This is a genomic window from Limnohabitans sp. MMS-10A-192, from assembly GCF_003063335.1.
GTDB lineage: Bacteria > Pseudomonadota > Gammaproteobacteria > Burkholderiales > Burkholderiaceae_C > Limnohabitans_A.
Genome location: NZ_NERX01000007.1, coordinates 104092 through 127747 on the forward strand (window position 1 = coordinate 104092; position 23656 = coordinate 127747).

Sequence of the window (23656 nt, forward strand, 5' to 3'; positions counted from 1 at the left end):
CTCGTTTAGTCGGGATCAGTGTTTTCCGCTGTATTTTGACTGTCTTACACACTCCAGGAGCCTGCCATGCGTTTGACCACCAAGGGCCGTTTTGCCGTCACCGCCATGATCGATCTGGCTCTGCGCCAGGATGCCGGGCCTGTGACGCTGGCTGCGATTAGCCAGCGCCAACAGATTTCTTTGTCTTATCTGGAGCAGTTGTTCGGCAAGCTGCGCCGCCACAACCTGGTGGAATCGACCCGCGGCCCGGGCGGCGGTTACACCTTGGGCCGCAAAGCCAGTGACATCACCGTGGCTGACATCATCTTGTCGGTGGACGAGCCCATCGATGCCACGCATTGCGGTGGCAAGGAAAATTGCCACGGCGGCGATGCCCGTTGCATGACGCACGACCTGTGGGCCTCGCTGAACTCCAAAATGGTCGAATTCCTCGACTCTGTTTCGCTGCAAAAACTGGTCGAAGACCAGTTGGCCAATGGCTTGGTGGTGGAGAACAAGCCCAACATCAAGCGCGCCATTTTGCCCATGCCGGTGGTCAAGCCCATCCGCGTCACCGGACCCAATTCGGTTTTTGAATTGGGCACCGTGTTTGCCAAATCCTGATCACATTCCAAAGAAGTCTTCAACATGACCACGCCACATTTCCCCATTTACCTCGATTACGGCGCGACCAATCCCTGCGATCCCCGCGTGGTGGACGCCATCGTGCCCTGGCTGCGCGAGCACTTTGGCAACCCTGCATCCCGCAGCCACGCCTGGGGCTGGGAAGCCGAAGCCGCCGTCGAAAAAGCCCGTGAATACGTGGCCGAGCTGATCGGTGCCGACCCCCGCGAAATCGTTTGGACCAGCGGTGCCACCGAATCGAACAACCTGGCCATCAAGGGCGCAGCACAGTTCTACAAGTCGCGCGGCAAGCACCTGATCACCGTCAAGACCGAGCACAAAGCCGTGCTCGACACCATGCGTGAGCTCGAGCGCCAAGGCTTTGAAGTGACTTACCTTGATGTGCAGGCCGATGGCTTGCTGAGCATGGACGCGCTCAAGGCCGCGATTCGCCCTGACACCATTTTGATCAGCGTGATGTTCGTGAACAACGAAATCGGCGTGATCCAGGACGTGACCGCGATTGGCAATCTGTGCCGCGAAAAAGGCATCATCTTCCACGTCGATGCGGCCCAGGCCACCGGCAAGGTCGATATCGACATGACCCAGCTGCCCATTGACCTGATGAGCTTGGCTTCGCACAAAACCTACGGCCCCAAAGGCATTGGCGCTTTGTACGTGCGCCGCAAGCCCCGCATTCGCCTCGAAGCGCAAATGCACGGCGGCGGTCACGAGCGCGGCATGCGTTCGGGCACTTTGCCCACCCACCAGTGCGTGGGCATGGGCGAGGCGTTCCGCATTGCCAAGCTGGAGATGGCGCAAGACAACGCCAAGGCGCGTGCCCTGCACGATCGCCTGATTGCGGGCCTGAGCGACATGGAGCAGGTGTTTTTGAACGGTCACGCCACCCAGCGCGTGCCGCAAAACATCAACATCAGTTTCAACTATGTGGAGGGCGAGTCCCTCATCATGGGCATCAAGGGCCTGGCGGTGTCGTCGGGTTCTGCTTGCACTTCGGCCAGCCTGGAGCCCAGCTATGTGTTGCGGGCCTTGGGCCGCAGCGACGAGTTGGCCCACAGCAGCTTGCGCATGACGATTGGCCGCTGGACCACCGAGGAAGAGATCGACTACGCGATCAAAACCATCCGCGAAAACGTGGCCAAGCTGCGCGATTTGAGCCCCTTGTGGGAAATGTACAAAGACGGCATCGACTTGAGCACCATTCAATGGGCTGCCCACTGAGTTGACACTGACCTGAACACGGAGAAAACACCATGGCATATTCTGAAAAAGTGGTTGACCACTACGAAAACCCCCGCAACGTTGGCTCGTTCGACAAGGGCGACGAAGACGTGGGCACCGGCATGGTCGGTGCACCGGCTTGCGGCGATGTGATGAAGCTGCAGATCAAGGTCAACCCGACAACCGGTGTGATCGAAGACGCACGCTTCAAAACCTACGGCTGCGGCTCGGCCATCGCCTCCAGCTCACTCGTGACTGAGTGGGTCAAGGGCAAGACGCTGGACGAAGCAGCGGCCTTGAAGAACAGCCAGATTGCCGAAGAGCTGGCGCTGCCACCGGTCAAAATCCACTGCTCCATCTTGGCCGAAGACGCCATCAAGGCGGCCGTGGACGACTACAAAAAGAAACACCTGAACTGACATGGCCATCTCACTGTCTGCTGCCGCAGCTCGGCATGTGACCCGGTACCTGGCCAAACGCGGCTCGGGTGTCGGTGTGCGCCTAGGCGTCAAGACCACGGGCTGCTCGGGCCTGGCCTACAAGCTGGAATACGTGGACGAGATCGCCCCGGAAGACGTGGTCTTTGAAGGCCACGGCGTCAAAGTGCTGGTGGACCCGAAAAGCCTGGCTTACATCGACGGCACAGAGCTCGACTTTGTGCGCGAAGGCCTGAACGAAGGTTTCCGCTTCAACAACCCCAACGAGCGTGACCGTTGCGGTTGCGGGGAGTCGTTCCGCGTATGAGCTTGTCGTCATCGCGAGGAGCGCAGCGACGCGGCGATCCATGCATGGATGGTCACGCTTCGCTCGCCATGACTGTGACTTTATGATCAGCCTCCAGGCCAACGACTTCGAGCTGTTTGATGTGCCGGTGCAGTACGCACAGGATCGCGCACAGCTCGACGCCCGCTGGAAGGCCTTGCAGCGTGAAGCCCACCCCGACCGCTTTGCCGCAGAAGGCGCTGCAGCGCAGCGCATCGCCATGCAATGGTCGGTGCGCATCAATGAGGCGTATCAGCGCTTGAAAGACCCGCTCAAACGCGCTGCCTATTTGTGCGAGCTGCAAGGTGCGCCGGTGCAGGCCGAGAACAACACAGCCATGCCCGCCGCATTCTTGATGCAGCAAATGGAATGGCGCGAAAACCTGGAAGACACGAGCAGCGCCGAGGGCCTCGAAGCCCTGGCCGATGAGGTGGCTGCCGAGCAGCGTCGTGTGCAGCAAGTGCTGGCCCAGTTGCTCGATGTGGATAAAGACCCTGCGCAAGCCGTGGGGCAGGTGAGGGCGCTCATGTTCATTGAGCGCTTCACGCAAGAAGTGAACGCTAAACTCGACCGATTGACCTGACCCTCGGGTCGCAGCGCCTCATGCAGGTGGGCGACTTGAACACCACCCCTGATTGACCATGGCGTTACTGCAGATTTCTGAACCGGGCCAGTCGCCCGACCCGCACCAGCGCCGCATTGCGGTGGGCATCGATTTGGGCACCACGCACTCGCTGGTGGCTTCGGTGCGCAACGGCGTGGCCGAATGTCTGCCCGACGACGACGGCCGGGTGATCCTGCCTTCGGTCGTGCGCTTCATGCCCGGCCAAGGCCGCCAGATCGGTTTTGACGCGGTGCAATCCGCCGCCAGCGACCCGGTCAACACGATTGCCTCGGTCAAGCGTTTCATGGGGCGTGGCCTGCAAGACATCACCGACCGCAGCAAACTCCCTTACGAGTTCACGGCCAGCGATCAGGGCATGCTGTCCATTCAAACGGTGCAAGGCCCCAAGTCGCCCGTCGAAGTCAGTGCCGAAATCTTGGCCACGTTGCGTTACCGCGCTGAAGACACCTTCAACGACGACTTGTATGGTGCGGTCATCACCGTGCCCGCTTACTTTGATGACGCGCAGCGCCAAGCCACCAAAGACGCCGCGCAACTGGCGGGCCTGAATGTGCTGCGCCTGATCAACGAACCCACCGCCGCGGCCATTGCCTACGGTCTCGACAACGCCAGCGAAGGCGTTTATGCCGTGTTCGATTTGGGTGGCGGCACCTTTGATATTTCGATCTTGCGCCTGACGCAAGGCGTGTTCGAGGTCTTGTCCACCGGTGGCGACTCTGCCCTGGGTGGCGACGATTACGATCAAGCCTTGGCCGACTTTGCCATGGCCCAGCAGCCCGACTTGCAAGCCACCACGGCCGAAGACAAAACCGTGCTCAAAGCGGCTGCCCGTGCCGCCAAAGAAGCGCTCACCACCGCCGCTGCGGTCACCCTGAATGCCGTCTTGTCCACCGGCAGCTTGTCGGCATCCATCAGCCGTGCAGATTTTGAGCAAGCCACCCAAGCCCTGACGGCCCGTTGCATGACCGCCGTGCGCAAAGCACTGCGCGATGCGCAGCTGGCCAAGGACGATGTGCAAGGCGTGGTTATGGTCGGTGGCTCCACCCGCATGCCGCAAATCCAGCAGGCCGTGGCCGATTTTTTTGGCCAGGCGCCGCTCAACAACCTCAACCCCGACGAAGTCGTGGCCCTGGGCGCAGCCATCCAGGCCAACCAACTGGCGGGCAACAACGCCGCTGGCGAGTTGCTGCTGCTCGATGTGATCCCGCTGTCGCTGGGCATCGAAACCATGGGCGGTTTGGTCGAGCGCATTATCCCGCGCAACCAGACCATCCCCACCGCCATGGCGCAAGACTTCACCACCTACCAAGATGGTCAGACCGCGCTGGCACTGCATGTGGTGCAGGGTGAGCGTGACTTGGTGCAAGACTGCCGCAGCCTGGCCCGCTTTGAGCTGCGTGGCATCCCGCCCATGGCCGCAGGCGCAGCCCGCATCCGCGTGACCTTCACGGTGGATGCCGATGGCTTGCTCAGCGTAGGGGCCAAAGAACAAATCAGCGGCGTGGAAGCGCGCATCGACGTCAAGCCTTCGTATGGCTTGAGCGACGACCAGATCGCTACCATGCTGCAAGAAAGCTTCACCACCGCCCAGGCCGACATGAAAGCCCGTGCGCTGGTGGAGGCACGTGTGGACGCCGACCGCATGCTGTTGGCCACCCGCAGCGCCTTGGCTGCCGATGGCCAATTGCTGAGCGATGCCGAGCGTGCCAGCATCGACGCCCTGATGGCCACCTTGCAGGCGGCCGTCCCAACCGAACAAGATGCCAAGGCCTTGGAAGACTGCACCCAGGCCCTGGCCAAAGGCACTGAAGCCTTTGCCGCAGAACGCATGAACCACAGCATCCAGAAAGCCCTGGCTGGCCAAAATATCCAGTCGATGTAACCCACCATACCGCCATGCCCGTCATCAAAATCCTGCCCCACCCCGAGTACTGCCCCAACGGTGCAGAAATCACGGCGCCTGCGGGCACCAGCATCTGCGAAGCACTGCTCGACAACAAAATCAACATCGAACATGCCTGCGACATGAGCGCGGCCTGCACCACCTGCCACGTCATCGTGCGAGAGGGGTTCAGAAGTCTCAACGAGATGGAAGAAACAGAAGAAGACTTGCTCGACCGTGCTTGGGGTTTGGAGCCAGACTCGCGCTTGAGTTGCCAGGCCTTTGTGGCCAAGCAGGATCTGGTGATCGAGATCCCTCGCTACACCATCAACCACGCCAAAGAGCTGCACTGAGGTCAGACATGCGCCAAATCGTTCTGGACACCGAAACCACCGGCCTGTCAGCCGAAGGCGGCGACCGCATCATCGAGCTCGGTTGCGTGGAGCTGTATGCGCGCAAGCTCACGGGCAAGAACCTGCATTTCTATTTCAACCCCGAGCGCGACAGCCACGAAGACGCGCTCAAGGTGCATGGCATCAGCAACGAATTCTTGCGCGATAAGCCCAAGTTTGCGGCCTTGACGGAAGAAATTCTGGACTACCTCAGCGATGCGGAACTCATCATTCACAACGCCGCGTTTGACATTGGCTTTTTGAACAAAGAACTCGAGCGCGTGGGCAAGAAACCGCTCAAGGCTTATGTCAGCGGCGTCATCGACACCCTGGCCATGGCCAAGGAAATGTTCCCCGGCAAGCGCAACAGCTTGGATGCGCTGTGCGACCGACTGGAAGTCGACAACTCCGGCCGCACTTTGCACGGCGCTTTGCTCGATGCCGAATTGCTGGCCGATGTGTACATCAACATGACGCGTGGCCAGGAGGCCTTGCTCATTGATGCGGGCCAAGATTCAAGCACCGATGCCTCCGGAGTTTCAGTACAAGTGGATTTGACCGGTTTTGTTTTGCCAGTGTTGAGCGCCAATGATCAAGAGCTGGCGGCACATGACGACGTACTGGCTCAAATGGACAAGTCCAGTGGAGGTAAAACCATCTGGCGTCTTGTGGCAAATGCCCATTGAGTTCAAAAATTGTTCTGGCCGACTCAAAGAGGCTGATTTTTTATGCCATAATTTAGGTCTACGCTGCAAGGCGATAGGGCGATTAGCTCAGCGGTAGAGCACTGCATTCACACTGCAGGGGTCACATGTTCGATCCATGTATCGCCCACCAGATTCAAGCCCCGTAAATCATGATTTACGGGGCTTTTTCTATTGTTCAGTCAGTTTGATATCTCTGATGCTTTCATAAGTTGCCATGGCAATTCTCCAATTTTGAAGAATTGTGCTCGGCATGATTTATGATTACGTTTTCCACCTCATCCTTTAAGGAGATAACTCGTGAACAAAGCAGAACTGATTGAAGCCCTGGCTAAAGAAACCGAATTGTCCAAAGCTGCTGCTGGCCGTGCTGTGTCGGCATTGGTTGAAATCATCACCAAAACCGTTGCCAAAAAGCAAGACGTTCAATTGATCGGTTTTGGCACTTTCAAAGCCGCCAAGCGCGCTGCTCGTGCCGGTAAGAACCCCCGCACTGGTGAGAAGCTGAAGATCGCAGCCGCAACCGTTCCTAAATTCACTGCCGGCGCCGCATTCAAGGCAGCCGTGAACAAGAAGAAGTAATCACTTTTTTCCTTGAATAAGAAAGCGGTGCGAGTCCAAGACTCGGACCGCTTTTTTATTGCCTAAAGCGCTCATTGCTGGCGGCAGCATTCGAGCGATTGGACATGCCAACCGTCATCCGCATGTGATCTGCCCCTCTGAGTCATACCAAATCCATTGAACAAAGTCCGCTAATTTTGGAGAATGGCGGGTATGAAGACCACAAAATTTACCGACGAGTAGATCATCGGATTCCTCAAGCAAGCTGAAGCGGGCATGTCAGGGGCAGGTCACTTTGTCTGTTCGTATACTGCTCTTTAGCGCAGTCGCAAAAGACGAATTGCGCTCGGATTGAAACTGTTTTGAGGCATCTATGAGAACTTTTCTGCTTGCTACCGCCATCGAGTCACAAGTGGTCAAGCTGAACGCCTGCAAGATGGACTGGACTTGAGTCCATAAGTTGCAGTAAGCTACAAGGTTTTCCACGTAACTTATTGTCGTTCATGGACAGTCCGCTTCCCTCTATCCCTGCCAAACGCTATTTCACCATTGGTGAAGTGGGAGAGTTGTGTGGCGTTAAGCCCCATGTGCTGCGCTATTGGGAGCAGGAATTTACCCAGTTGCGCCCGGTCAAGCGTCGAGGCAATCGGCGCTACTACCAGCACCACGAAGTGCTGATGATCCGACGCATTCGGGATCTGTTGTACGACCAAGGGTTCACCATCAGTGGGGCACGCAACAAGTTGCAAGAGCTGGTGCAGGCGGATCGCCTGGGAAGACGTGGTTTGCCTGCAGATCCAGATGCTGAGTTCACTACAGATGTGGTGGACGAAGAGGCTTCAGATCTGTCTGCATACAGGCCTTCGTTTGACCTGGATGTCCCTGCGGCAGATTACGCTTCCCTTCAACGAGAGCTTTTGGATATTCGCGCTTTGCTGAGTGTGTGAGGGCTATTTCTCAGGGTATAATTCATTTCTAGTCGGCGTGTAGCGCAGCCTGGTAGCGCACTTGCATGGGGTGCAAGGGGTCGCGAGTTCGAATCCCGCCACGCCGACCATTTGATCGTATAAAGGCCTCCAACTGGAAACAGCTGGAGGCTTTTTTTCGTTTGAAAAATTCTACTTTCTGTTGCGAAAAAACCAGCAAGCTTCATTTGCAGTCAAGCCAAAGTGGGGGGGAAATATCGTTTCTGTTCCCCCAGATCAGGTGCGCCGCCTGACATAGCTACGTCTTCCCGCACTTTCACAGCTTCGTTACAACTTGTCACAAGTGCTCAGGGAGCATCAAATGAAACTGTTATTTAGTAATAAAATTAACAAAAATTTATAGTCTATTGCTGAATCAATTGCGATAACAGCAAACTTTTTCAACTTTTCTTGCTGACCATGCTTTTGAAGACACTTTTGGTTTTTACGTTTTTCGGTGGACTCGGCATCCCTGCTTTCGCTGGCAGCATTGATGCACTTTGGGGGGGCTTTGTAGATAGCGATGTTCGACGTAGCGTGACCAAGGTCGTGACGACAAGCACCGACAAAACCATCGATAAAATGCTTACAAAAATCAACATGAGCATGCCTTCCAAGATTGATCAAATGACCACTCTGCAGGGGCTCAAACGGGTCGATAACACAATTATTTATGAGTATTTTTTCAATGTAAATTATTCAAAATTGACTATTGAGGCTCGCAAGGACCTTCGGCAAAAAGTGATTGAGTGGACCTGTGGCGACAGTGACAATGTGAGTTATCTGCGAAGCGGTAAGGAATTTGTGCACAAATACCGCAGTTTGCAGGGTGATTTGTTGCTGGGTCAGAAAGTATCGATGCGGTATTGTCAAGGATGATGATGTCATTCGGAAGTGTGATTTTTGGTTATTTTAATTTAATTTGTTATATTATTTAAATTTAATGTAATTTAAGAGATTATTTGGCAAATATTAACTGTTCAAAAGTTTTCATATGGTCTTAAAATTGAAGCCAGTGTCAAAAATGTCACTGACTTCAACATGCGATCACTATGCCAACCTTTCAATCTGAACAATCAGCTCTGACGCTTCACAAAAGTCCAACCAGTGCGGCTTTTCACAGCTTTGTACGTCGCTTGCATTTGGCCAGCCAATCGGACGATCCGGTATTGCTCGCGGGTGAGGTCGGAACAGGCAAACGCCAATCGGCTTCCACGGTGCACAACGTAGGCGGGCGCAGTGGTGGTAACTTTGTTCAGATTGATTGTCTGGGCATCAAGGAAAGCAAGTTTGAGCTGGAAATGTTGGGGGTGCTTAATCCTTATAACCACCAACTGCGCCAAGGTGCGGTGGCGCTGGCTGAGGGCGGTACGCTGTATTTGCATGAAGTTGGGGAGTTGCCAGCAGCTTGCCAGACCTTGCTTTTGCGTTTGGTGGAGAGCAATACTTATTCACCGGTTAATTCGAGTGACACCTATAACAGTGATTTCCGTTTGATCACATCATCCAGCCAGGATCTAATGGCCATGGTGGAGCACGGCAAGTTTCGCAATGACTTGTTGCACCATATCAATACGCTCACGATCCGTACACCTTCGTTGAACGAGCGAAGGGACGATATCGCCGATCTGGTGCGCTCAATCATGCTTGAGATGCCCACTGCATCCGGTAAACAACTCACGCCAGAGGCGATGGAGGTTTTGTGTCACCACAGATTCACTGCCAATATTTTGGAGCTGCGCAACATCATCCATCGCTTGGTTGGCACATTTGAGACGGATGTTTATTCGGAGCATCATGTCATTCAGTCCATTCATGCAGGAACGCCGTCCAGCAAATCAGAGCGCGTGATTGAGAAAAGTTCGCTCCGGTCGATGTTGCCTGATTTCAAGGGTTATGTGGCCAATGCGAGCGGCGCACGCGCGCAGTCCGATGATCAAAATCATCAATCTGCCAGTTTTCTCGCGCCAAAGCACACGAATCAAAGCTCGCACAGCACCCAGTCCAATACAGAGGTGCCAGACGATGATCTGGACAACTTGTCAGCCCAAGATGTTGCCGATGATGAATTTTTGGCTGCTCAAATCGCTGGTCAAAAGCATGGGCAGGCTTACATGGCGCGTCATTACAACTCGGCCTCGCCTGGCGCGATGTGGCAAGCTGGTGATCGTGCCGCAGAAGTGGTTGACATAGAAGGCGCTAATTCTTTCACCGCGCTTAAGGCTCAAGAGCGAGACTACATCATGAAGTTGATTGACTTCTGTGACGGCGATAAAAAGAAGGCCGCCGAAATCGCCGGAGTGACTTTGCGGACCCTATATCGCAAGATCAAGCAATAAATAGTGATCGTCTGAAGCGACTCAGGCAACGGCTCAAGTTATGCCGTTAATCAGCTGCTTTGCTGCGGCTTTTTCGGCATCTGAGCCTTGTTCTGCCACTTGTCGCAACATCATCAGTGCCGTACTGGGGTCACCCATGCTCAGGTAAATCTTGGCCAGATCAATGTTGGCGTTGCCCGCAGATTTTGTGTGGCCGGTTTTTTTGTTGCGGCCTGAGCGATTGTCAAATCCTGGTGTGGGCAAAGCAGAGGCTGACGCACGCGTCACCGCCTTGCTCGAAAAGGCCGCGTGCGGTGCAACATGCGTTGGCATGACTGGGGGAAGCAGTATTTCATGTGTGCTTCCGTGAACGCCCCCCTGCTCGCTTGATGCTTGTTGTGCGAAGTGCATGGCTGGTGCGGCGCTGTAAAAATCCGTATCGTGTGATTGGTTGGGTCGGGGCGCAGGTTGTGCTAAATCACGTTTGGTGGGCTCCAAGCTATCGATCGATATTGGCTTGGCGGCTGTTTTTGGGATGCGCAGGCCACTGCGCAGCCTCCCCGCGAGAAAACCAATTAAAAACAATACAAGAGAAGCCACCAGGAGCATGCCCACCGTGTTGAACTGGCCTTGCGTCTGCGTGAAGGTCGTCGCTGGTAATGCCTCCATCAATGGGGGTAAAACGTGGGATGCCGTAGAACTCGTATCCGATGCCATGCGCGCTTCGTTGGTAGAGCCATTGACGGCTGCAGCCAGAGGGGTCGGATTAGCCTGTTCAATGGCTGGCGTGATGATGTTGGCCGGGTCTTCTGCCGCTTCTGTTTCGCTTGGGGTGACGGCATCAGAATCTATGGCCACAGTGGGCGAGAGGGTCTTTTTTGATCGGGGGTTTTTTTTCGTTTTTTCAACCGCTGTAGCCGCTACTTCAGATCGGGGCGTTGGCGATTGTGCGGATGTTGAACTGAGCACTTTGCCCTTGATCAGAAATGGCATCTCATTCAACGCCACGCGGTAATGCGTCAAGGTCGTTTGTCCGAAATAGCTGGACCATATGAGCAAATCGAAATGATTTTGCGAAAGCTGTGACGGTGAGTAGAGCTCGACATATCCCACGGTTGCAGACGCAGGCACAACGCGCACGCGCAATTCACGCACCACGGATGACATTGGAAAGCCCAGCCGTGCGTATTCGCTGCGGGTGGCCACACGCGCTTGCATCTCGGACAATTTGACCGGTCTGTCATCCGAAAACGGAAAGCTTGCAGAAAAGTGGGGCGCTGCGGTTGATGGCACAGCCAAATCGCCCAAGGTCAGGGCATGACCCGACAGACTCATCAGACAGAGCCATAGCCACAATATGCTTTGACTGACGCAGCGAGCGCGGCATTTGGTGGTGTGCATAGCCATGGCGTTCATCTTCAAAAAACCAGATCCCCGACCGATACAGTCGAGACGTGTTGGTGTTGTTTCAAAGGCATTGCTATGGGTTGACGCGGTGAAATTGACATGAATGACAATTTACACCAGTTTGGTCCTGTCATAGCCCTATCCGCTTCATTTTTCAGATTTTATTTCAGCATCTACGTCGATGATGAATTCAGTACCTCTGACGCCCAATGTCACTGTACTCGTTCGAAAGACCACTTGCTCCGGGTTAGCCTTGGCAATTTGGCCAGACACAATAGCCACTGTTCCCCGCTTGACCGATGTGTCCATGCGACCTGCGCGGGTGTTTCTGTCAAATGCATATTGGTTCAGCTCGATCGTGGAGTTCGGTCCTGCCGTGAGCATGGTGCTGTCGCTCAACGTGACGCCAACACTGCTGCTGGGGCCGCTGATTAGGCGGTCAAAAGGGTAGAGGCTGGAGCCCACAGAGACAGGAATGTGTTTGCCAGCTCTTTCAATATAGGCCTGACCTTTGACAGTTTTGACCGTACCAGCAATTTCGGTCGAATCGCTTGCCATGGCAATCAAGCTCAAGCAGATTAAAAAGAGGGCGTTTTTCATGTTCTGATCCCGTCATGAAAATGTATTGAAAATGGGCGGACAGGTGGTTGAATGAGCGTAGCGATGCAACGCAATGCCAATCTGGTGGGGCTCTTATCCGACTACATCGGGTCGCATGTCCTCTTGAGACTTTTTCAAGTTGTCAATCTCGGCCAGCACGGTGGATACCAAACTGCCCATGACGGCGCTTATGATTAAGAAGAAAGAGGCCGCATCAAACAGCAAGCCTGTATGGGCAAAGATTTTGAAACCGATCCAAATGATCAAACCGTTGGTGGCCAAAGTCAGCCAAAGGCTGGATTTGGGTACTTTGCGCAAGTAAGTGGATAGCAGCGATTGGGGGCGTGGCACATACCAAATCAAAACGCCTCCAACGATCAGCAAAGCCAAGGTCTCCGCCCATTTGAACCAGTAGGGCCTTTGCAGAATCCTGCCGTCGAATAAGGACTCAATCAGTTGTGCCTGGATTTCGATGCCAGGCACGGTTTCACCCAGCGCAGTGGTACGCATGTCGCTCAGGCCCGAGCCGGTCAAGCCAACCAGTACCAATTTGCCAGACAACATTTGGTGTGCAACTTGTCCTTGAATCACGTCGCTGGCTGACACATAGCGTGTGGCCATTGTCTTGTGTTGGGCAAAGTGCAAGGGGATGTCGCCTTTGGGCAGGGTCGGTACAGTCAAGTCTGCGACGCCAACAGATTGGATGCCTCGAGGATTGATCTGTACCTGAACGGCCGCAGAGTCCGTTGCTACACGAAACATTTCAAGTGCCAAGCTTGGTACGGCTTGATCGGTCAAATTCATCACCAATGGCAGGTGCCGGACCAGTCCATTTTCCAGATCCACGCTCACCAGGGCTTGACCGCGAGCCGCGGCTTGCAATTCTGGCAAGCTCGCCAGGACTCGGTCAAAGCGTCGCGAAAATTCTGGCAGCTTGTCTGCGCCATCGAGTTTGACGGGCCACGTTCGCATACCAGCCGTGGTGGTGTAGGCCGGTTGGTCAAAGCCCGCCGCACTGAGCACCGTTGGTACGTGCCGAAATGACTGTGCAAGAACTTGTTCATTGGATGGCAAGCTGCGCAGTTGCTCCGCCAGGGCTTGGTGTTCAGGTTTCAATCCCTTGGCCACTTGTGCTGGTGAGGTTTGGTCAAACTCGGGCATGTACAGGTCAAGTCCCACGGCTGCCGGCTTGTGCTTGCCAATGGCTTCAATCAGCTGAGCCAGCCTGTACCGAGGCCAAGGCCATTGTCCAAAAGCTTGCAGACTCTTTTCATCAATGGCCACGATGGTCACGGGTTGCGATTGAGGCTGTCTGGGGTATTCTTTTTGATAACCGTCGAACAGCAAATGGCGAGCCGATGCAAAGGGCGTTCCGAAATAAGTGGTGACCATGCTCCACGGCTTTTGCAGGGTCGGCCAAGACGGCGGCAACTCCGTCAGGATGTTCATCGTCAAGGCCCACAACAAAATGAATATCGCTGCAGGACGTCCTCTGCCTGTGATCAGTATTTGTTTGATCAGTTTCATATTCCCTCGGACTGCCGCTCAGCGTACGTGGATTTCGACGCGGCGATTCAAGTGTTCTTGATCGCCAGTCATCAACGGCTCTCTGGCGCCACGACCCAACGCGGGTATGTTGTCGGTGGCAATGCCCGCCTTGTGAATCAACTCGCGCACACTCAGAGCTCTTTTCAGTGACAAGGCATCGTTGCCAGCGGCTTGGCCGGTTCGGTCGGTGTGGCCAATCACCGTCACTTCTGGCGATGGGCGCGATTGCAGGTAAGCCTGCAGACTCGCAAGGACATGTGCCGACTCGACTGTTAATTGGCGGTCTGACCCATTGACAAAATAAAGCTGAAAACTTTGAGGTCTTGGCGGCTGCGCCTGAAGCAAAAGACCATAACGTGCATCGACTTCTGAGGGGGAGCGCGTGGTCTCTATTGCAGTCCCATTGTGCATAACATCCAAGCTTGCATAGGGTTTGTTCAATAGGTGTTCGATCCCAGCAGTGCTGACCACCACCGCACCAGCTTCACCATTTGCCGATGGCAGCAATGTGACCCGTTGGCTAGCCATCTCGTCGTGCGGCCATGCGAATGCAGTGGCCGCAACAAGCCAAATGAGAGTGATCAATTCCATAAAAATCTCTAAGTCGCCATCAAACAGGACGAAAGAATTTTAACTTTTTATCGAATTTTATAGTTATAAGGTGTGATTAATTTTTCAATACTGTTTAATTGTTTATATCGGTGGAATTGTTTTTGGCGATCAAGGGCTGTGGCTACTTCACTCGGGCCGTGTAAAGACTTTGTAGGAAGCGTTTTTCCTTTCATGTCAATTTTGAACAAAACATGTCACCCGATCCAATGTTTGGGCCCATGAATTCGAAAATATTGACGGTGAGTGACCAAAATGGCCGTTTTGTCACCTTTGGTTTTGGACGCTGAACAAGGAAATTTTCAAGCTTCTTCATTCCGTCCTTGGCATTGTTCATTTGTGTGCCGCATCAGTAAGACGTGATGTCTCTTCAAGCGCGGTCAATTCACTGGTGCGAGCGGGGCGGGTTTCAGCAGAAGCAAGATCCGACGATGTAGGGTTTTGAGGCGCGTAGATGTGGGCTCTTGTTTTCTTGGAGAAGGGGCAGCCAGGCCTCAGTGTTGATAGCGCTGCGTCAGTCGGTCGCACTTTGCTTGGGGTTCTTGGCATCCGGCAAGATGCGTTGCGCTTGATGGACCATGGCAGGCATCGCGAGCATCCAGGCCAAGCCCAGGACCCAGAAATTTGTACTGGAGCGCTCGACGGATGCCGCGCCGAACGAGGCGCCTGCGAAGTAAGACAGCGGTCCGAAAACCAGGCCCAAAACAGAAGACAGTACAAGTGGTTTGGTTTTGAGAAAGTTCAGCGAGGAGTTCAAAGTCAAGGCCAGCAAAGCCCATAGCAGCCAAAGCCAAAACGGTACAAGCGGCCCCACCGACAAACCGTGAAAGTCGATCACTGCAAAATATTGAAGGCCAGAATCTAGCACGATGCCCATTGACATCACCAATGCCGCCAGCTTGATCTCCTGCCATCGATGGCAGGACCAGTAAAGATGCGCGCACATCAGCGCGGCGCAATAAATCAAAGCCGGTATCTCTAGCCAAGACCCTGCACCAGCGACGCAGATCCACCAAGCAGATTGGAAGCCTAGCGCATTCAAAAAAGGGTTCATTTTCAAATTGTAGAAATTGTGCCCAACCTTTTGCTGGTGACGGGAATTGCGCTGATCAATTGCTTCGCATCAAAGCCGCAGGTCGATCACCACGTTGCCGATCAGTTGGCCCTGTTCTACCGATTCATGGGCCAAAGCAATGTCTTTGAGCTTGAACGTTGCCGCAATGGTGTGTTTCAGTGTGTCGGTGTTCAGCAATTCACACAATGCCTTGACGCACCCATGTCGGTCTTCAGGGGTGAGGTCATACACCAAAAAGAATTTCAGGGTGATCGAACCCCACAGCAGTGGTCGGAAGTTGATGGAAACGTCACCAGGGTTGTTGGAGCCATAGCAAACCACGGTGCCGTGGGGTTTGAGCGCACCAGCGGAGATCAATTGACTCGTTGTAGCGAAATCCATGTCAATGATCAGGTCAACACCAGCGCCTTGGGTGATTTCCTGAAGGCGTTGGGGCACAGATTCTGTTTTGTAATAGATGACGTCTTTGCACCCAGCAGACTGTGCATGCGCCGCTTTGGCTGCAGAGCCAACGGTGCCCACCACGTGCGCGCCTTGCAAGGTCAGCAGCTGGGTGATGTAGTGGCCCACTGCCGAAGAGGCGCCCGTGACCAGAACGGTTTTCTTGTGAACATCGCCGGCTAAATGGACGGCTTGCACAGCCGTCAGGGCCGGGATGCCCAAACAGGCGGCCGCACCATCGTCGATGTGCGAGGGCAAAGACACAGCTTGGGCCGCTGGCAAGGTGATGTATTCGCAGGCTGTACCCAAAGGGCGCTGCCATTGGCCATTCCAGACCCATACACGTTCGCCCACTCTGGCGCTGGAGACGCCATCACCCACCGCATCGATCACGCCCGCGCCATCGCTGTGCGGAATGATCAAAGGGTCTGAAATGGGTCGGGCCTTGCGTGACTTGACATCCGACGGGTTGACCCCGGATGTGTGGAGTTTGACCCGGACCTCCCCGGCGTGGGGTGTCGGCGTGGCTTGCTCCCCCACGATCAGGACAGATTTGGCTTCTCCATTTTGGCTGTACCAAGCGGCTTGCATTGTGAATCCTTTCAGGTCGGAAGAGACTTCAGGGCCCACGTTTGTTGCATGGATTCGCGGTTCAGAATGGGCTCTGCCGCTTTGGAGAGCACCGGATAGTTCTGGCGCCAGTTCAGCTCCGGATACCGCAGATCAAGGTACCAAAGTGCGCAGCCGATGGTCAGCAAACCGAGGTTGAAATCACGGTCGAACCATTCGGGATGCTGATTCAATTGCGCCAAAGAGGTGTGGATGGCGTCCAGCTTGCCCTTGACCCAATCGGCCCAGCGCAGCGCTTCGGGGCGAACATGGTTTTCGTAGCGGGCGAGCAGTGCTGCGTCCAATATGCCGTCCCCCAGCGATTGCAGGGTCAAAGCCTCCCATCGCAGGGGGCCTTCTTTGGCCAGCAAATGACCATGGCCGAGCTCATTGAGGTATTCGCAGATGACCCGGCTGTCGTAGAGGGCAAGCCCCTGATCGTTGACGAGGGTCGGCACTTTGCCCAAGGGGTTGCTGGTAACGATGTTCTGGTCGCGTGTGACGGGGTGTGCGCTGGCGGGGAGCAATTCCAACTGGTCGACCAAGCCGACTTCATGCGCGGTGACCATGCACTTGCGAACATAGGGGGAGGTGGGGGAGAAGAAGATTTTCATGCGGGCAGTATTGGGCAATCAAACTGCCATCGCTGTCACGCAGTGGACGCGCCGCATGACCTTGAACAGGCCAAAGAAAAAGCCTCTGCACGTGAATGCAGAGGCTTGTCTTTTTTGGCTCCTCAACCTGGGCTCGAACCAGGGACCTACGGATTAACAGTCCGGCGCTCTACCGACTGAGCTATTGAGGAACAATACCGAAATTATAGCGTCATATTTTCATGCTTTTGAGAGGGGGATGGAGTTTTTTAAAAAAACTTGCGTTCTCAATTTCAAAAGCTCGCTTTGACGGCCAAACGCAAGGTTCGCGGTGCGCCAGGGTAGAGGTAATAGTGCCCAAATTGCTTGGGTGACTCACGCCAGTAATGGCGGTCTGCCACGTTGTCGATCGCCAGCGTCCATTGTGTGCGGGTGCCGTCGATGCGCGTGTCGTAGTGGGCGGCAAGGTCCAGTGTGGTCCATGCAGGCAAATTGATGCTGCCGTCTTCCAGCACACGGCGTTCGCCTTCATGGCTCACACGCAGGCTGGCGCGCAGACCAGGGATTTCGGTGAAGCGGTATTGAGCCAGGGCGCGCAAAGTCATGCGCGGCACATTCAGCGCGGTTTGTCCATTGACGGTCGGGTCAATCTCGGCCTTCTGTCGCTTGGCATCGATCCAGGCTGCGCTCACATCGCCATTCCACTGGCCGTGCGTCAAGCCACCAGACAGTTCAAGACCTCGGTGGTGTGCTTGACCGTCAATTTGCCGCGTGCAGATGTCACCATCTGCATTGCAGGCATCGGCCGACTGTGGCCGATTGATGTCAAAGACTGTGGCTTGCCAGCGTGAGGTTGCTGTTTGGCTCTTGAGTCCCAATTCGTATTGTTTGCTGCGCAAAGCGGGAAGTGCTTGTCCCGCGTTGATGTAAGTCGGCTTGTTGGGCGTGACATGGAGTTCAACACCTTGGCCATAACTGGCATAGGCTTGCAGTGAGGGTGTCAACTGTTGCGAGAGGGCAAGCCAAGGTGTGGTGATTTGCCCTTTGACTGCTGCAGGGTTTGTGCCCGGTGCGGGGGTGCAGACGTAGTTCTCGTCACAGGTCGCATTTTCAGAACTTTGGCGGTTGTACTGCGTGTGACGCATGCCCACCCAGACGGTGGTTGCCGTCGGCAATGTGATGCGATCGCTCAGGGCCAATTCTGTGTTGTATTCAGAGCGGTTGACGTTGGGGTAAGACGGTGTTGGGTCCGGGGCGCTGGTGAATCCGTCTGTTGTATTGCCCTCACCAATCAAGTTATAGGCTTGCAGCGGTGGCAGGCGGTCGAGCGACCTGAAACGCATGATCGAGGCATTGAAATCATGGCTGATGTTCCCCCACGAAGCGCTGCCCGAAAGCTCAGTTTTCAATGCATCAACTTTTCGGCGCTCGTTGTCGCTGCGAAAGTCGTAAAGATCGAACTTGCCATTGGCGCTGTAACGGTCGCACAGCATGGGTGCATTGGGGACCGTGTCATAGCAGTTATGCCCCTGTGCAAAAGTCAGCCGATCATCCGTCCGCAAACGTTGCGCACCATAGCTGGTTGTCCAGAGCCAACCATCGCCCAGGTTTTGCTTGAAGCGCACAGAGCCCGTGGTGCCGGCAAACGCACCAGGCACCGACCAACTTTGGCGAGTCAGGTTGGTTTTGCCATCCACGGGGGCCGGCAGTTTGTCGCCCAACAAGCTGTAGCCATTGACACCCATCTGCTGGCGTTCGCTATGTTCAAACTCCCACTCCAGCTTGCTGTCGGGTGAAATGCGCCAGTCCATGGCCAGGGCGACCAGGTTGCGGTGGCCTTGGGTGTTGCGGATGTAGGGGTTCAGGTCTTCATAGGCCGCGTTGAAACGGTAGCCAAAGTCCTTGTTCTTGCCAAAGCGTCCGCCCAGGTCCAAGCCGATGCTGCTGCTTTTGCCCGGCCCGTAACTGGCGCTCACGCTGCGGATGACTTCGTCGTTGCCGCTGGGTGCACGCTTGACCACGTAGTTGACCAAACCGCCCGGTGCACTGGTGCCCGCCTGGATGCCGCTCGTGCCTTTGAACAGCTCGATGCGCTCCTTGTTGTCCATGCCGATCATGGTTTCGGCCGAAATGGGCAAACCTTCACGGCGGTAGTTGTAGCGGTTGTCCAGCGTGTAGCCGCGCACGCTCAGCATGTCCCAATAGGCCGGCGAGTTGTAGCTGTCGGCCACGCTGGCGTCCAGGCGCAAGGCGTCCGATACACGTTGTGCACCCACGTCCTGCAGCACCTGGCGATCAAAACTGATGGCGCTGAATGGCGCTTTGCTCAAGGGCACATCGCCAAACCCGCTCACTTGCGATGGGGCGGTGTCGGTGATGGTGATTTCGTTGGGGCTTTGCGCGTGGGCAAAGCCCCCAGCAAGCATGGCCACAGCACTGGCCACTCGGCTGGCATGAAAAACAAAACGGTCCGTAGACCGGCAAGAGACGGGCGAAAAAAATGCCACAACGTTTCCTTCAACGCAATGGCAGGTCGGCTGACTGGGAACATGGCGCGCACCCAAGGCGGCACCGTTCTTTTGACAAGCTTCCCTGCGCGAGGATTACCTCAATCAGGTTCAAAGGGACTTTCTCAGTCGAAGGCCTCACGGACTTCAACACCCCTAGCGAATGCGCCGCAAACATGCGGCGCAGTGTGTATTTTAGGCGATGCCCAGACGCTTGTGCAGCAGCGTGGACGTTGTCGTGTACTGCAGCAGGGTCTTTTCATCGGGCCGCAGCAAGGCCACCGCACCAAAGGCGGCCAGCGTGGCTTCATGGAAGCCGCACAGAATGAGCTTCTTTTTGCCAGGGTAGGTGTTGATGTCACCCACGGCAAAAATACCGGGCTCGGAGGTGGCGAAGTTTTCGGTGTTCACCACCAGTTGTTTGCGCTCCATGGCCAGGCCCCATTGCGCCACAGGCCCGAGCTTGGGCGACAGACCCAAGCAGGTTTGCAGCACGTCCAGCGGCAGCCACTCGTTGTCGCCCTGCGGGTTGAGCAGTTCCAAGGCCTGCAAGCGGCCATTTTCGGTGCGCAAGCCGGTGGGTTGACCGGCCACAAAGCGCATGCGGCCAGCGGCACAGCCTTCGCGCATTTGAGCCACCAGCTCGGGGGCGGCTGTGAATTGGTCGCGTCGGTGCAGCAGGCTCACGCTGGCGGCGGCTTGGGGGCCTTCAATGGCAGCCAGGCAGGCTTGCAAGGCCGAATCGCCGTCACCGGCCACCACCAGGTGTTGACCCGCCCAGCGCTCGGGTTGTGGGTGTTCGGCAAAGACCTGCTTGCCTTCAAAGGCGCTCAGGCCATCGAGCACCAGTTGCCGCGCCATAAAAGCGCCCACGCCCGCTGCGATGAACAGGGTTTGTGTGCGGAATGTGCTGCCGGATGCGGTCTGGACTTGCAGGCGTTGGTCAGGCAAGCGTTCGATGGCGCTCACTTGCTGGCCCAGATGCAGCGTGGGCTTGAAAGGCGCGATCTGCTGCTGCAAACGCGCGACCAATTCGCTGCCGGTGCAAAACGGGATACCCGGGATGTCGTAAATCGGTTTGGATGGGTACAGCTCGGCGCACTGGCCGCCCACATGGGGTAAGGCATCTACCACTTGGCAGTGAATGCCTTGCAAGCCGAGCTGAAACACCTGAAACAGGCCAACGGGGCCTGCGCCAATGACCAGCGCTTCGGTGTCGATGGGGGTGGTCATGGTGTGCGTGGCGGCTTGAGAAAAAAATGGCCGAAAGATTCGGCCATCGTGTCAAAGCTGAGGGGTTCAGCGGACCAGTTCGGCCAGCTTGCCGGTCTTGTCTTTCCACTCGTCAGCCGTGGCCAGAGGGGCTTTGCGCTTGGTGATGCTCTTCCAGCCGGGCAACAAGGCCAGCTCGGCGTTGAGCTGGGTCATGTGCTGTTGGTCGGCCGGCAGGTCTTCTTCGGCATAGATGGCGTTCACGGGGCACTCTGGGATGCACACGGCGCAGTCGATGCATTCATCGGGGTCGATGGTCAGGAAGTTGGGGCCTTCGCGGAAGCAATCCACAGGGCAAACGTCCACACAGTCGGTGTATTTGCACTGGATACAGGATTCGGAAACAACGTGGGTCATGATGGACTCGGAATAAAGAGGATGAGCAGCCGGGTTTGCGCAAACGCTGATTTTAAGGGAGATCGCCGGTCAATTCGTGGGCCAGCCCTGCAGCGCAAGGGGTTGATGGCGAATCAAGGACATTGGCGGAAGCAGGGGCTTGTTGTGTCGGGGCTCAAACCACCGACCTGCGCAATGAAGGGCAGGTGGGCGGCTTCAGCCCGACAAGCTTCGTCAATGGACCAACACCGCCCCGGACGTCTTGTGGCTGGCCGTGTCCACCAGCACCAGGGCGCCGAGGATGCGTGACTGGGCGAAGGGCAGGGTGACCAGCGGCTCTTGCAAGGCCAGGGTCACGTGGCCGATGGCGTTGGGCGCCAGCTCGGTGGCCTCTTCTTCGGCCAGGGTGTTCACGTTCAGGCGGTGCACCACGCGCTGCACCTTGACCTTGACCCAGCGGTGACCGTGCAGCGCCCAGTACAGGCGACCGGCCACCAGGGGCTCGTCGTCCATCCAGGCCACGGTGGTGTTGAGCTGGCGTTGGCCTTCGGGCGAACCCTCTGCAGCCAACAGCCAGTCACCACGGGACACGTCCACCTCACGGTCGAGCACGATGCCCGCGCTGTGGCCTGCGGCCTTGTTTTGCGGCTGGCGGGTGGCCGACAGCACTTGCGAGACCACGGCGGTCTGGCCGCTGGGGAAAACCTTGACGGTCTGGCCCGGCTCGATGCTGCCCGTGGCCACACGGCCCCAGAACACGCGGCGGCCCTGGGTGGTCACGCCGGAGTCGTGGAATTTTTCGACCCACTGCACCGGGAAGCTGAAGGCCACATCGGTCTCGGCCGGGGTGACCGGCAGGTCTTCGAGGATGCTCAAAAGGCTGGGGCCGGTGTAGCCGCACCAGTCAGGCTGTGACTCAACCACGTTCCAGCCCTTGAGCGCCGACACGGGCACCATGGAAGTGACCTGGATGCCAGCTTCCTGGGCGAACTTGTTCAAAGCGCCTGCGATGTTCTTGTAGGCCACAGCCGCATCGGCCACAGCATCGAGCTTGTTGATGGCAAACACGATGGAAGGCACGCGCAGCAGGTTGACCAGCAGCGAATGGCGGCGGGTTTGTGGCAGCAGTTGCAGCTCGGGGTTGGCCCAGTCGAGCTTGATGGCGTCGACCAGCACCACCGCGGCATCGGCGCTCGATGCGGCGGTGACCATGTTGCGGGTGTACTGCTCGTGGCCGGGCGCGTCGCCAATGATGAATTTGCGCGCTTCGGTGTTGAAGTAGCGGTAAGCCACATCGATGGTGATGCCTTGCTCGCGCTCGGCGCTCAGGCCGTCGGTCAGCAAAGCCAGATCGGTTTCACCCGAGCGCTGCACGCCCGCCAGGTGGTCTTGCAGCACGGCCTTGGTGTCCACCAGCAGGCGGCCAATCAGCGTGCTTTTGCCGTCGTCGACCGAGCCGCAGGTGATGAATTTGAGGGCGCTGGCTTGATTTGGAGTCTTCATGTTTTTGTCCTGGATCGGAATAAAAGTGGCTGTGAGGTTTGGCTAAAGCCTGTCATCGCGAGGAGCGAAGCGACGTGGCGATCCATGGGGCTTTGACCTTGCACAGAGGCTGGATGGCCACGCTTCGCTCGCCATGACGGATGGGTGTTTCTCAGAAGTAGCCATCCTTTTTGCGCTTTTCCATCGAAGCCTCGGACGTCTTGTCGTCCATGCGCGTGGCGCCGCGCTCGCTCACATCGGCCGCCAGCGTCTCGATCACGATCTGCTCGGGTGTGGCTGCATCGCTTTCCACCGGGCAGGTGCAGGTGATGTCGCCCACGGTGCGGAAACGTACGTCACGAATCTCGACCTTCTCGCCGTCCTTCGGAGGTGTCAACTCGGTCACCGGAACCAAGAGGCCCCGGCGATCCACCACCTCGCGTTTGTGGGTGTAGTAAATCGAGGGCAGCGCGATGTTTTCGCGGGCGATGTACTGCCACACGTCCAGCTCGGTCCAGTTGCTGATGGGGAACACACGGAAGTGCTCGCCCGGTTGCAGCTTATGGTTGAACAAGGTCCACAACTCGGGGCGCTGGGCCTTGGGTTGCCATTGGCCAAAGCTGTCGCGGTGCGAAAAGATGCGCTCCTTGGCGCGGGCTTTTTCTTCGTCACGGCGGGCCCCTCCGATCAGCGCGTCAAAGCGGAACTCTTCAATCGCTTCGAGCAGCGTGACCGACTGGTGCACGTTGCGGCTCTCGCCCGGGTGGGCCAGGCGCACGGTGCCGCGCTTCATCGAGTCTTCCACGCTGCGCACGATCAGCTCAGCGCCCAGTTCTTTGGCACGCGAGTCACGGAAATCGGTCACTTCCTTGAAGTTGTGCCCGGTGTCGATCATCAGCAGTGGGTAGGGGATGCGGCCAGCACCGAAGGCTTTTTCGGCGCACTTGAGCATGACCAACGAATCCTTGCCGCCCGAAAACAGCAAGGTGGGGCGCTCGAAGGCGGCGGCGACTTCACGCAGGATGAAGATGGTTTCTTCTTCCAGCGCATCGAGGTGGCTGTTGCTCAGGGTGTGCAACTCGGTTTGTGTCATGGCGTTCATGTTGATTACTCTTCAAATTTG

24 protein-coding genes, 3 tRNA genes and 1 riboswitch are annotated in these 23656 nt (G+C 56.4%); of the genes, 14 read left to right on the forward strand and 13 right to left on the reverse strand.

The annotated features are described in order from the left end of the window. Positions 1 to 66 precede the first annotated feature (66 nt). From iscR to B9Z43_RS14220, 14 genes are all read left to right on the forward strand, one after another. Positions 67 to 603 carry a Fe-S cluster assembly transcriptional regulator IscR gene (gene iscR / locus B9Z43_RS14155; RefSeq protein ID WP_108326595.1) on the forward strand — a complete coding sequence of 179 codons (537 nt, stop codon included), beginning with the start codon at positions 67 to 69 and terminating at the stop codon, positions 601 to 603. 24 nt (positions 604 to 627) lie between these two features. Further along, positions 628 to 1845, forward strand: a complete 1218-nt coding sequence (locus B9Z43_RS14160; RefSeq protein WP_108326596.1) for an IscS subfamily cysteine desulfurase — start codon at positions 628 to 630, stop codon at positions 1843 to 1845. Positions 1846 to 1877: 32 nt separating this feature from the next. Continuing rightward, a complete protein-coding gene (iscU, locus tag B9Z43_RS14165) occupies positions 1878 to 2264 on the forward strand; it encodes a Fe-S cluster assembly scaffold IscU (RefSeq protein WP_053175507.1) in 387 nt (128 codons plus the stop codon). A gap of 1 nt (position 2265) precedes the next feature. Beyond that, positions 2266 to 2589: an iron-sulfur cluster assembly protein IscA gene (gene iscA, locus B9Z43_RS14170; protein WP_019425275.1), complete on the forward strand. Its 324-nt coding sequence runs from the start codon at positions 2266 to 2268 to the stop codon at positions 2587 to 2589. Between the two features lie 82 nt (positions 2590 to 2671). Then, complete coding sequence (gene hscB, locus B9Z43_RS14175) at positions 2672 to 3190, forward strand: Fe-S protein assembly co-chaperone HscB (protein WP_108326597.1); 519 nt, start codon at positions 2672 to 2674, stop codon at positions 3188 to 3190. A 58-nt stretch (positions 3191 to 3248) separates the two neighbouring features. Further along, positions 3249 to 5114: a Fe-S protein assembly chaperone HscA gene (hscA, locus tag B9Z43_RS14180; protein WP_108326598.1), complete on the forward strand. Its 1866-nt coding sequence runs from the start codon at positions 3249 to 3251 to the stop codon at positions 5112 to 5114. A gap of 14 nt (positions 5115 to 5128) precedes the next feature. Further along, a complete protein-coding gene (gene fdx / locus B9Z43_RS14185; protein WP_108326599.1) occupies positions 5129 to 5467 on the forward strand; it encodes an ISC system 2Fe-2S type ferredoxin in 339 nt (112 codons plus the stop codon). Between the two features lie 8 nt (positions 5468 to 5475). Beyond that, a complete protein-coding gene (gene dnaQ / locus B9Z43_RS14190; protein ID WP_108326600.1) occupies positions 5476 to 6192 on the forward strand; it encodes a DNA polymerase III subunit epsilon in 717 nt (238 codons plus the stop codon). 76 nt (positions 6193 to 6268) lie between these two features. Next, positions 6269 to 6343, forward strand: a tRNA-Val gene (locus tag B9Z43_RS14195). Between the two features lie 167 nt (positions 6344 to 6510). Next, the gene (locus tag B9Z43_RS14200) at positions 6511 to 6792 is read left to right on the forward strand and encodes an HU family DNA-binding protein (RefSeq protein ID WP_108326601.1); all 282 of its coding nucleotides are present in this window, start codon (positions 6511 to 6513) and stop codon (positions 6790 to 6792) included. Positions 6793 to 7274: 482 nt separating this feature from the next. Continuing rightward, positions 7275 to 7718 (forward strand): MerR family transcriptional regulator, encoded by a 444-nt coding sequence (locus tag B9Z43_RS14205; protein ID WP_108326602.1) that lies wholly within the window; start codon positions 7275 to 7277, stop codon positions 7716 to 7718. Positions 7719 to 7751: 33 nt separating this feature from the next. Next, positions 7752 to 7828, forward strand: a tRNA-Pro gene (locus B9Z43_RS14210). Positions 7829 to 8156: 328 nt separating this feature from the next. Next, the gene (locus B9Z43_RS14215; RefSeq protein ID WP_108326603.1) at positions 8157 to 8615 is read left to right on the forward strand and encodes a hypothetical protein; all 459 of its coding nucleotides are present in this window, start codon (positions 8157 to 8159) and stop codon (positions 8613 to 8615) included. 173 nt (positions 8616 to 8788) lie between these two features. Further along, a complete protein-coding gene (locus B9Z43_RS14220; RefSeq protein WP_108326604.1) occupies positions 8789 to 10075 on the forward strand; it encodes a sigma 54-interacting transcriptional regulator in 1287 nt (428 codons plus the stop codon). A 33-nt stretch (positions 10076 to 10108) separates the two neighbouring features. Here the strand turns inward: B9Z43_RS14220 and B9Z43_RS14225 are convergent, their stop codons facing one another. The 13 genes from B9Z43_RS14225 to cysD form a co-directional block, all read right to left on the reverse strand. After that, a complete protein-coding gene (locus B9Z43_RS14225) occupies positions 10109 to 11461 on the reverse strand; it encodes a FimV/HubP family polar landmark protein (protein ID WP_158270124.1) in 1353 nt (450 codons plus the stop codon). Between the two features lie 147 nt (positions 11462 to 11608). Further along, positions 11609 to 12061, reverse strand: coding sequence for a FecR domain-containing protein (locus tag B9Z43_RS14230; protein ID WP_108326606.1), 453 nt, complete (start codon positions 12059 to 12061; stop codon positions 11609 to 11611). A 93-nt stretch (positions 12062 to 12154) separates the two neighbouring features. Next, positions 12155 to 13588: a CHASE2 domain-containing protein gene (locus B9Z43_RS14235; protein ID WP_108326607.1), complete on the reverse strand. Its 1434-nt coding sequence runs from the start codon at positions 13586 to 13588 to the stop codon at positions 12155 to 12157. 18 nt (positions 13589 to 13606) lie between these two features. Next, the gene (locus tag B9Z43_RS14240) at positions 13607 to 14200 is read right to left on the reverse strand and encodes an OmpA family protein (protein WP_108326608.1); all 594 of its coding nucleotides are present in this window, start codon (positions 14198 to 14200) and stop codon (positions 13607 to 13609) included. Between the two features lie 532 nt (positions 14201 to 14732). Beyond that, entirely contained in the window at positions 14733 to 15272 is a 540-nt protein-coding gene (locus B9Z43_RS14245) for a DUF2878 domain-containing protein (RefSeq protein ID WP_108326609.1), read from the reverse strand. A gap of 69 nt (positions 15273 to 15341) precedes the next feature. Further along, positions 15342 to 16325, reverse strand: a complete 984-nt coding sequence (locus tag B9Z43_RS14250) for an NADPH:quinone reductase (protein ID WP_108326610.1) — start codon at positions 16323 to 16325, stop codon at positions 15342 to 15344. An 11-nt stretch (positions 16326 to 16336) separates the two neighbouring features. After that, complete coding sequence (locus tag B9Z43_RS14255; RefSeq protein WP_108326611.1) at positions 16337 to 16957, reverse strand: glutathione S-transferase; 621 nt, start codon at positions 16955 to 16957, stop codon at positions 16337 to 16339. 115 nt (positions 16958 to 17072) lie between these two features. Then, positions 17073 to 17148: transfer RNA gene (locus tag B9Z43_RS14260), tRNA-Asn, on the reverse strand. Between the two features lie 81 nt (positions 17149 to 17229). Next, positions 17230 to 19443 (reverse strand): TonB-dependent siderophore receptor, encoded by a 2214-nt coding sequence (locus B9Z43_RS14265; protein ID WP_233250094.1) that lies wholly within the window; start codon positions 19441 to 19443, stop codon positions 17230 to 17232. Positions 19444 to 19508: 65 nt separating this feature from the next. After that, positions 19509 to 19611: riboswitch (TPP riboswitch) on the reverse strand. A 27-nt stretch (positions 19612 to 19638) separates the two neighbouring features. Continuing rightward, a complete protein-coding gene (locus B9Z43_RS14270) occupies positions 19639 to 20676 on the reverse strand; it encodes an NAD(P)/FAD-dependent oxidoreductase (RefSeq protein ID WP_108326612.1) in 1038 nt (345 codons plus the stop codon). 66 nt (positions 20677 to 20742) lie between these two features. Beyond that, on the reverse strand, positions 20743 to 21072 hold the full coding sequence (fdxA, locus tag B9Z43_RS14275) for a ferredoxin FdxA (RefSeq protein ID WP_108326613.1): 330 nt from the start codon (positions 21070 to 21072) through the stop codon (positions 20743 to 20745). 213 nt (positions 21073 to 21285) lie between these two features. Continuing rightward, a complete protein-coding gene (locus B9Z43_RS14280; protein WP_108326614.1) occupies positions 21286 to 22554 on the reverse strand; it encodes a sulfate adenylyltransferase subunit 1 in 1269 nt (422 codons plus the stop codon). Positions 22555 to 22705: 151 nt separating this feature from the next. Beyond that, positions 22706 to 23635, reverse strand: coding sequence for a sulfate adenylyltransferase subunit CysD (gene cysD, locus B9Z43_RS14285; RefSeq protein WP_108326615.1), 930 nt, complete (start codon positions 23633 to 23635; stop codon positions 22706 to 22708). Positions 23636 to 23656: the final 21 nt, after the last annotated feature.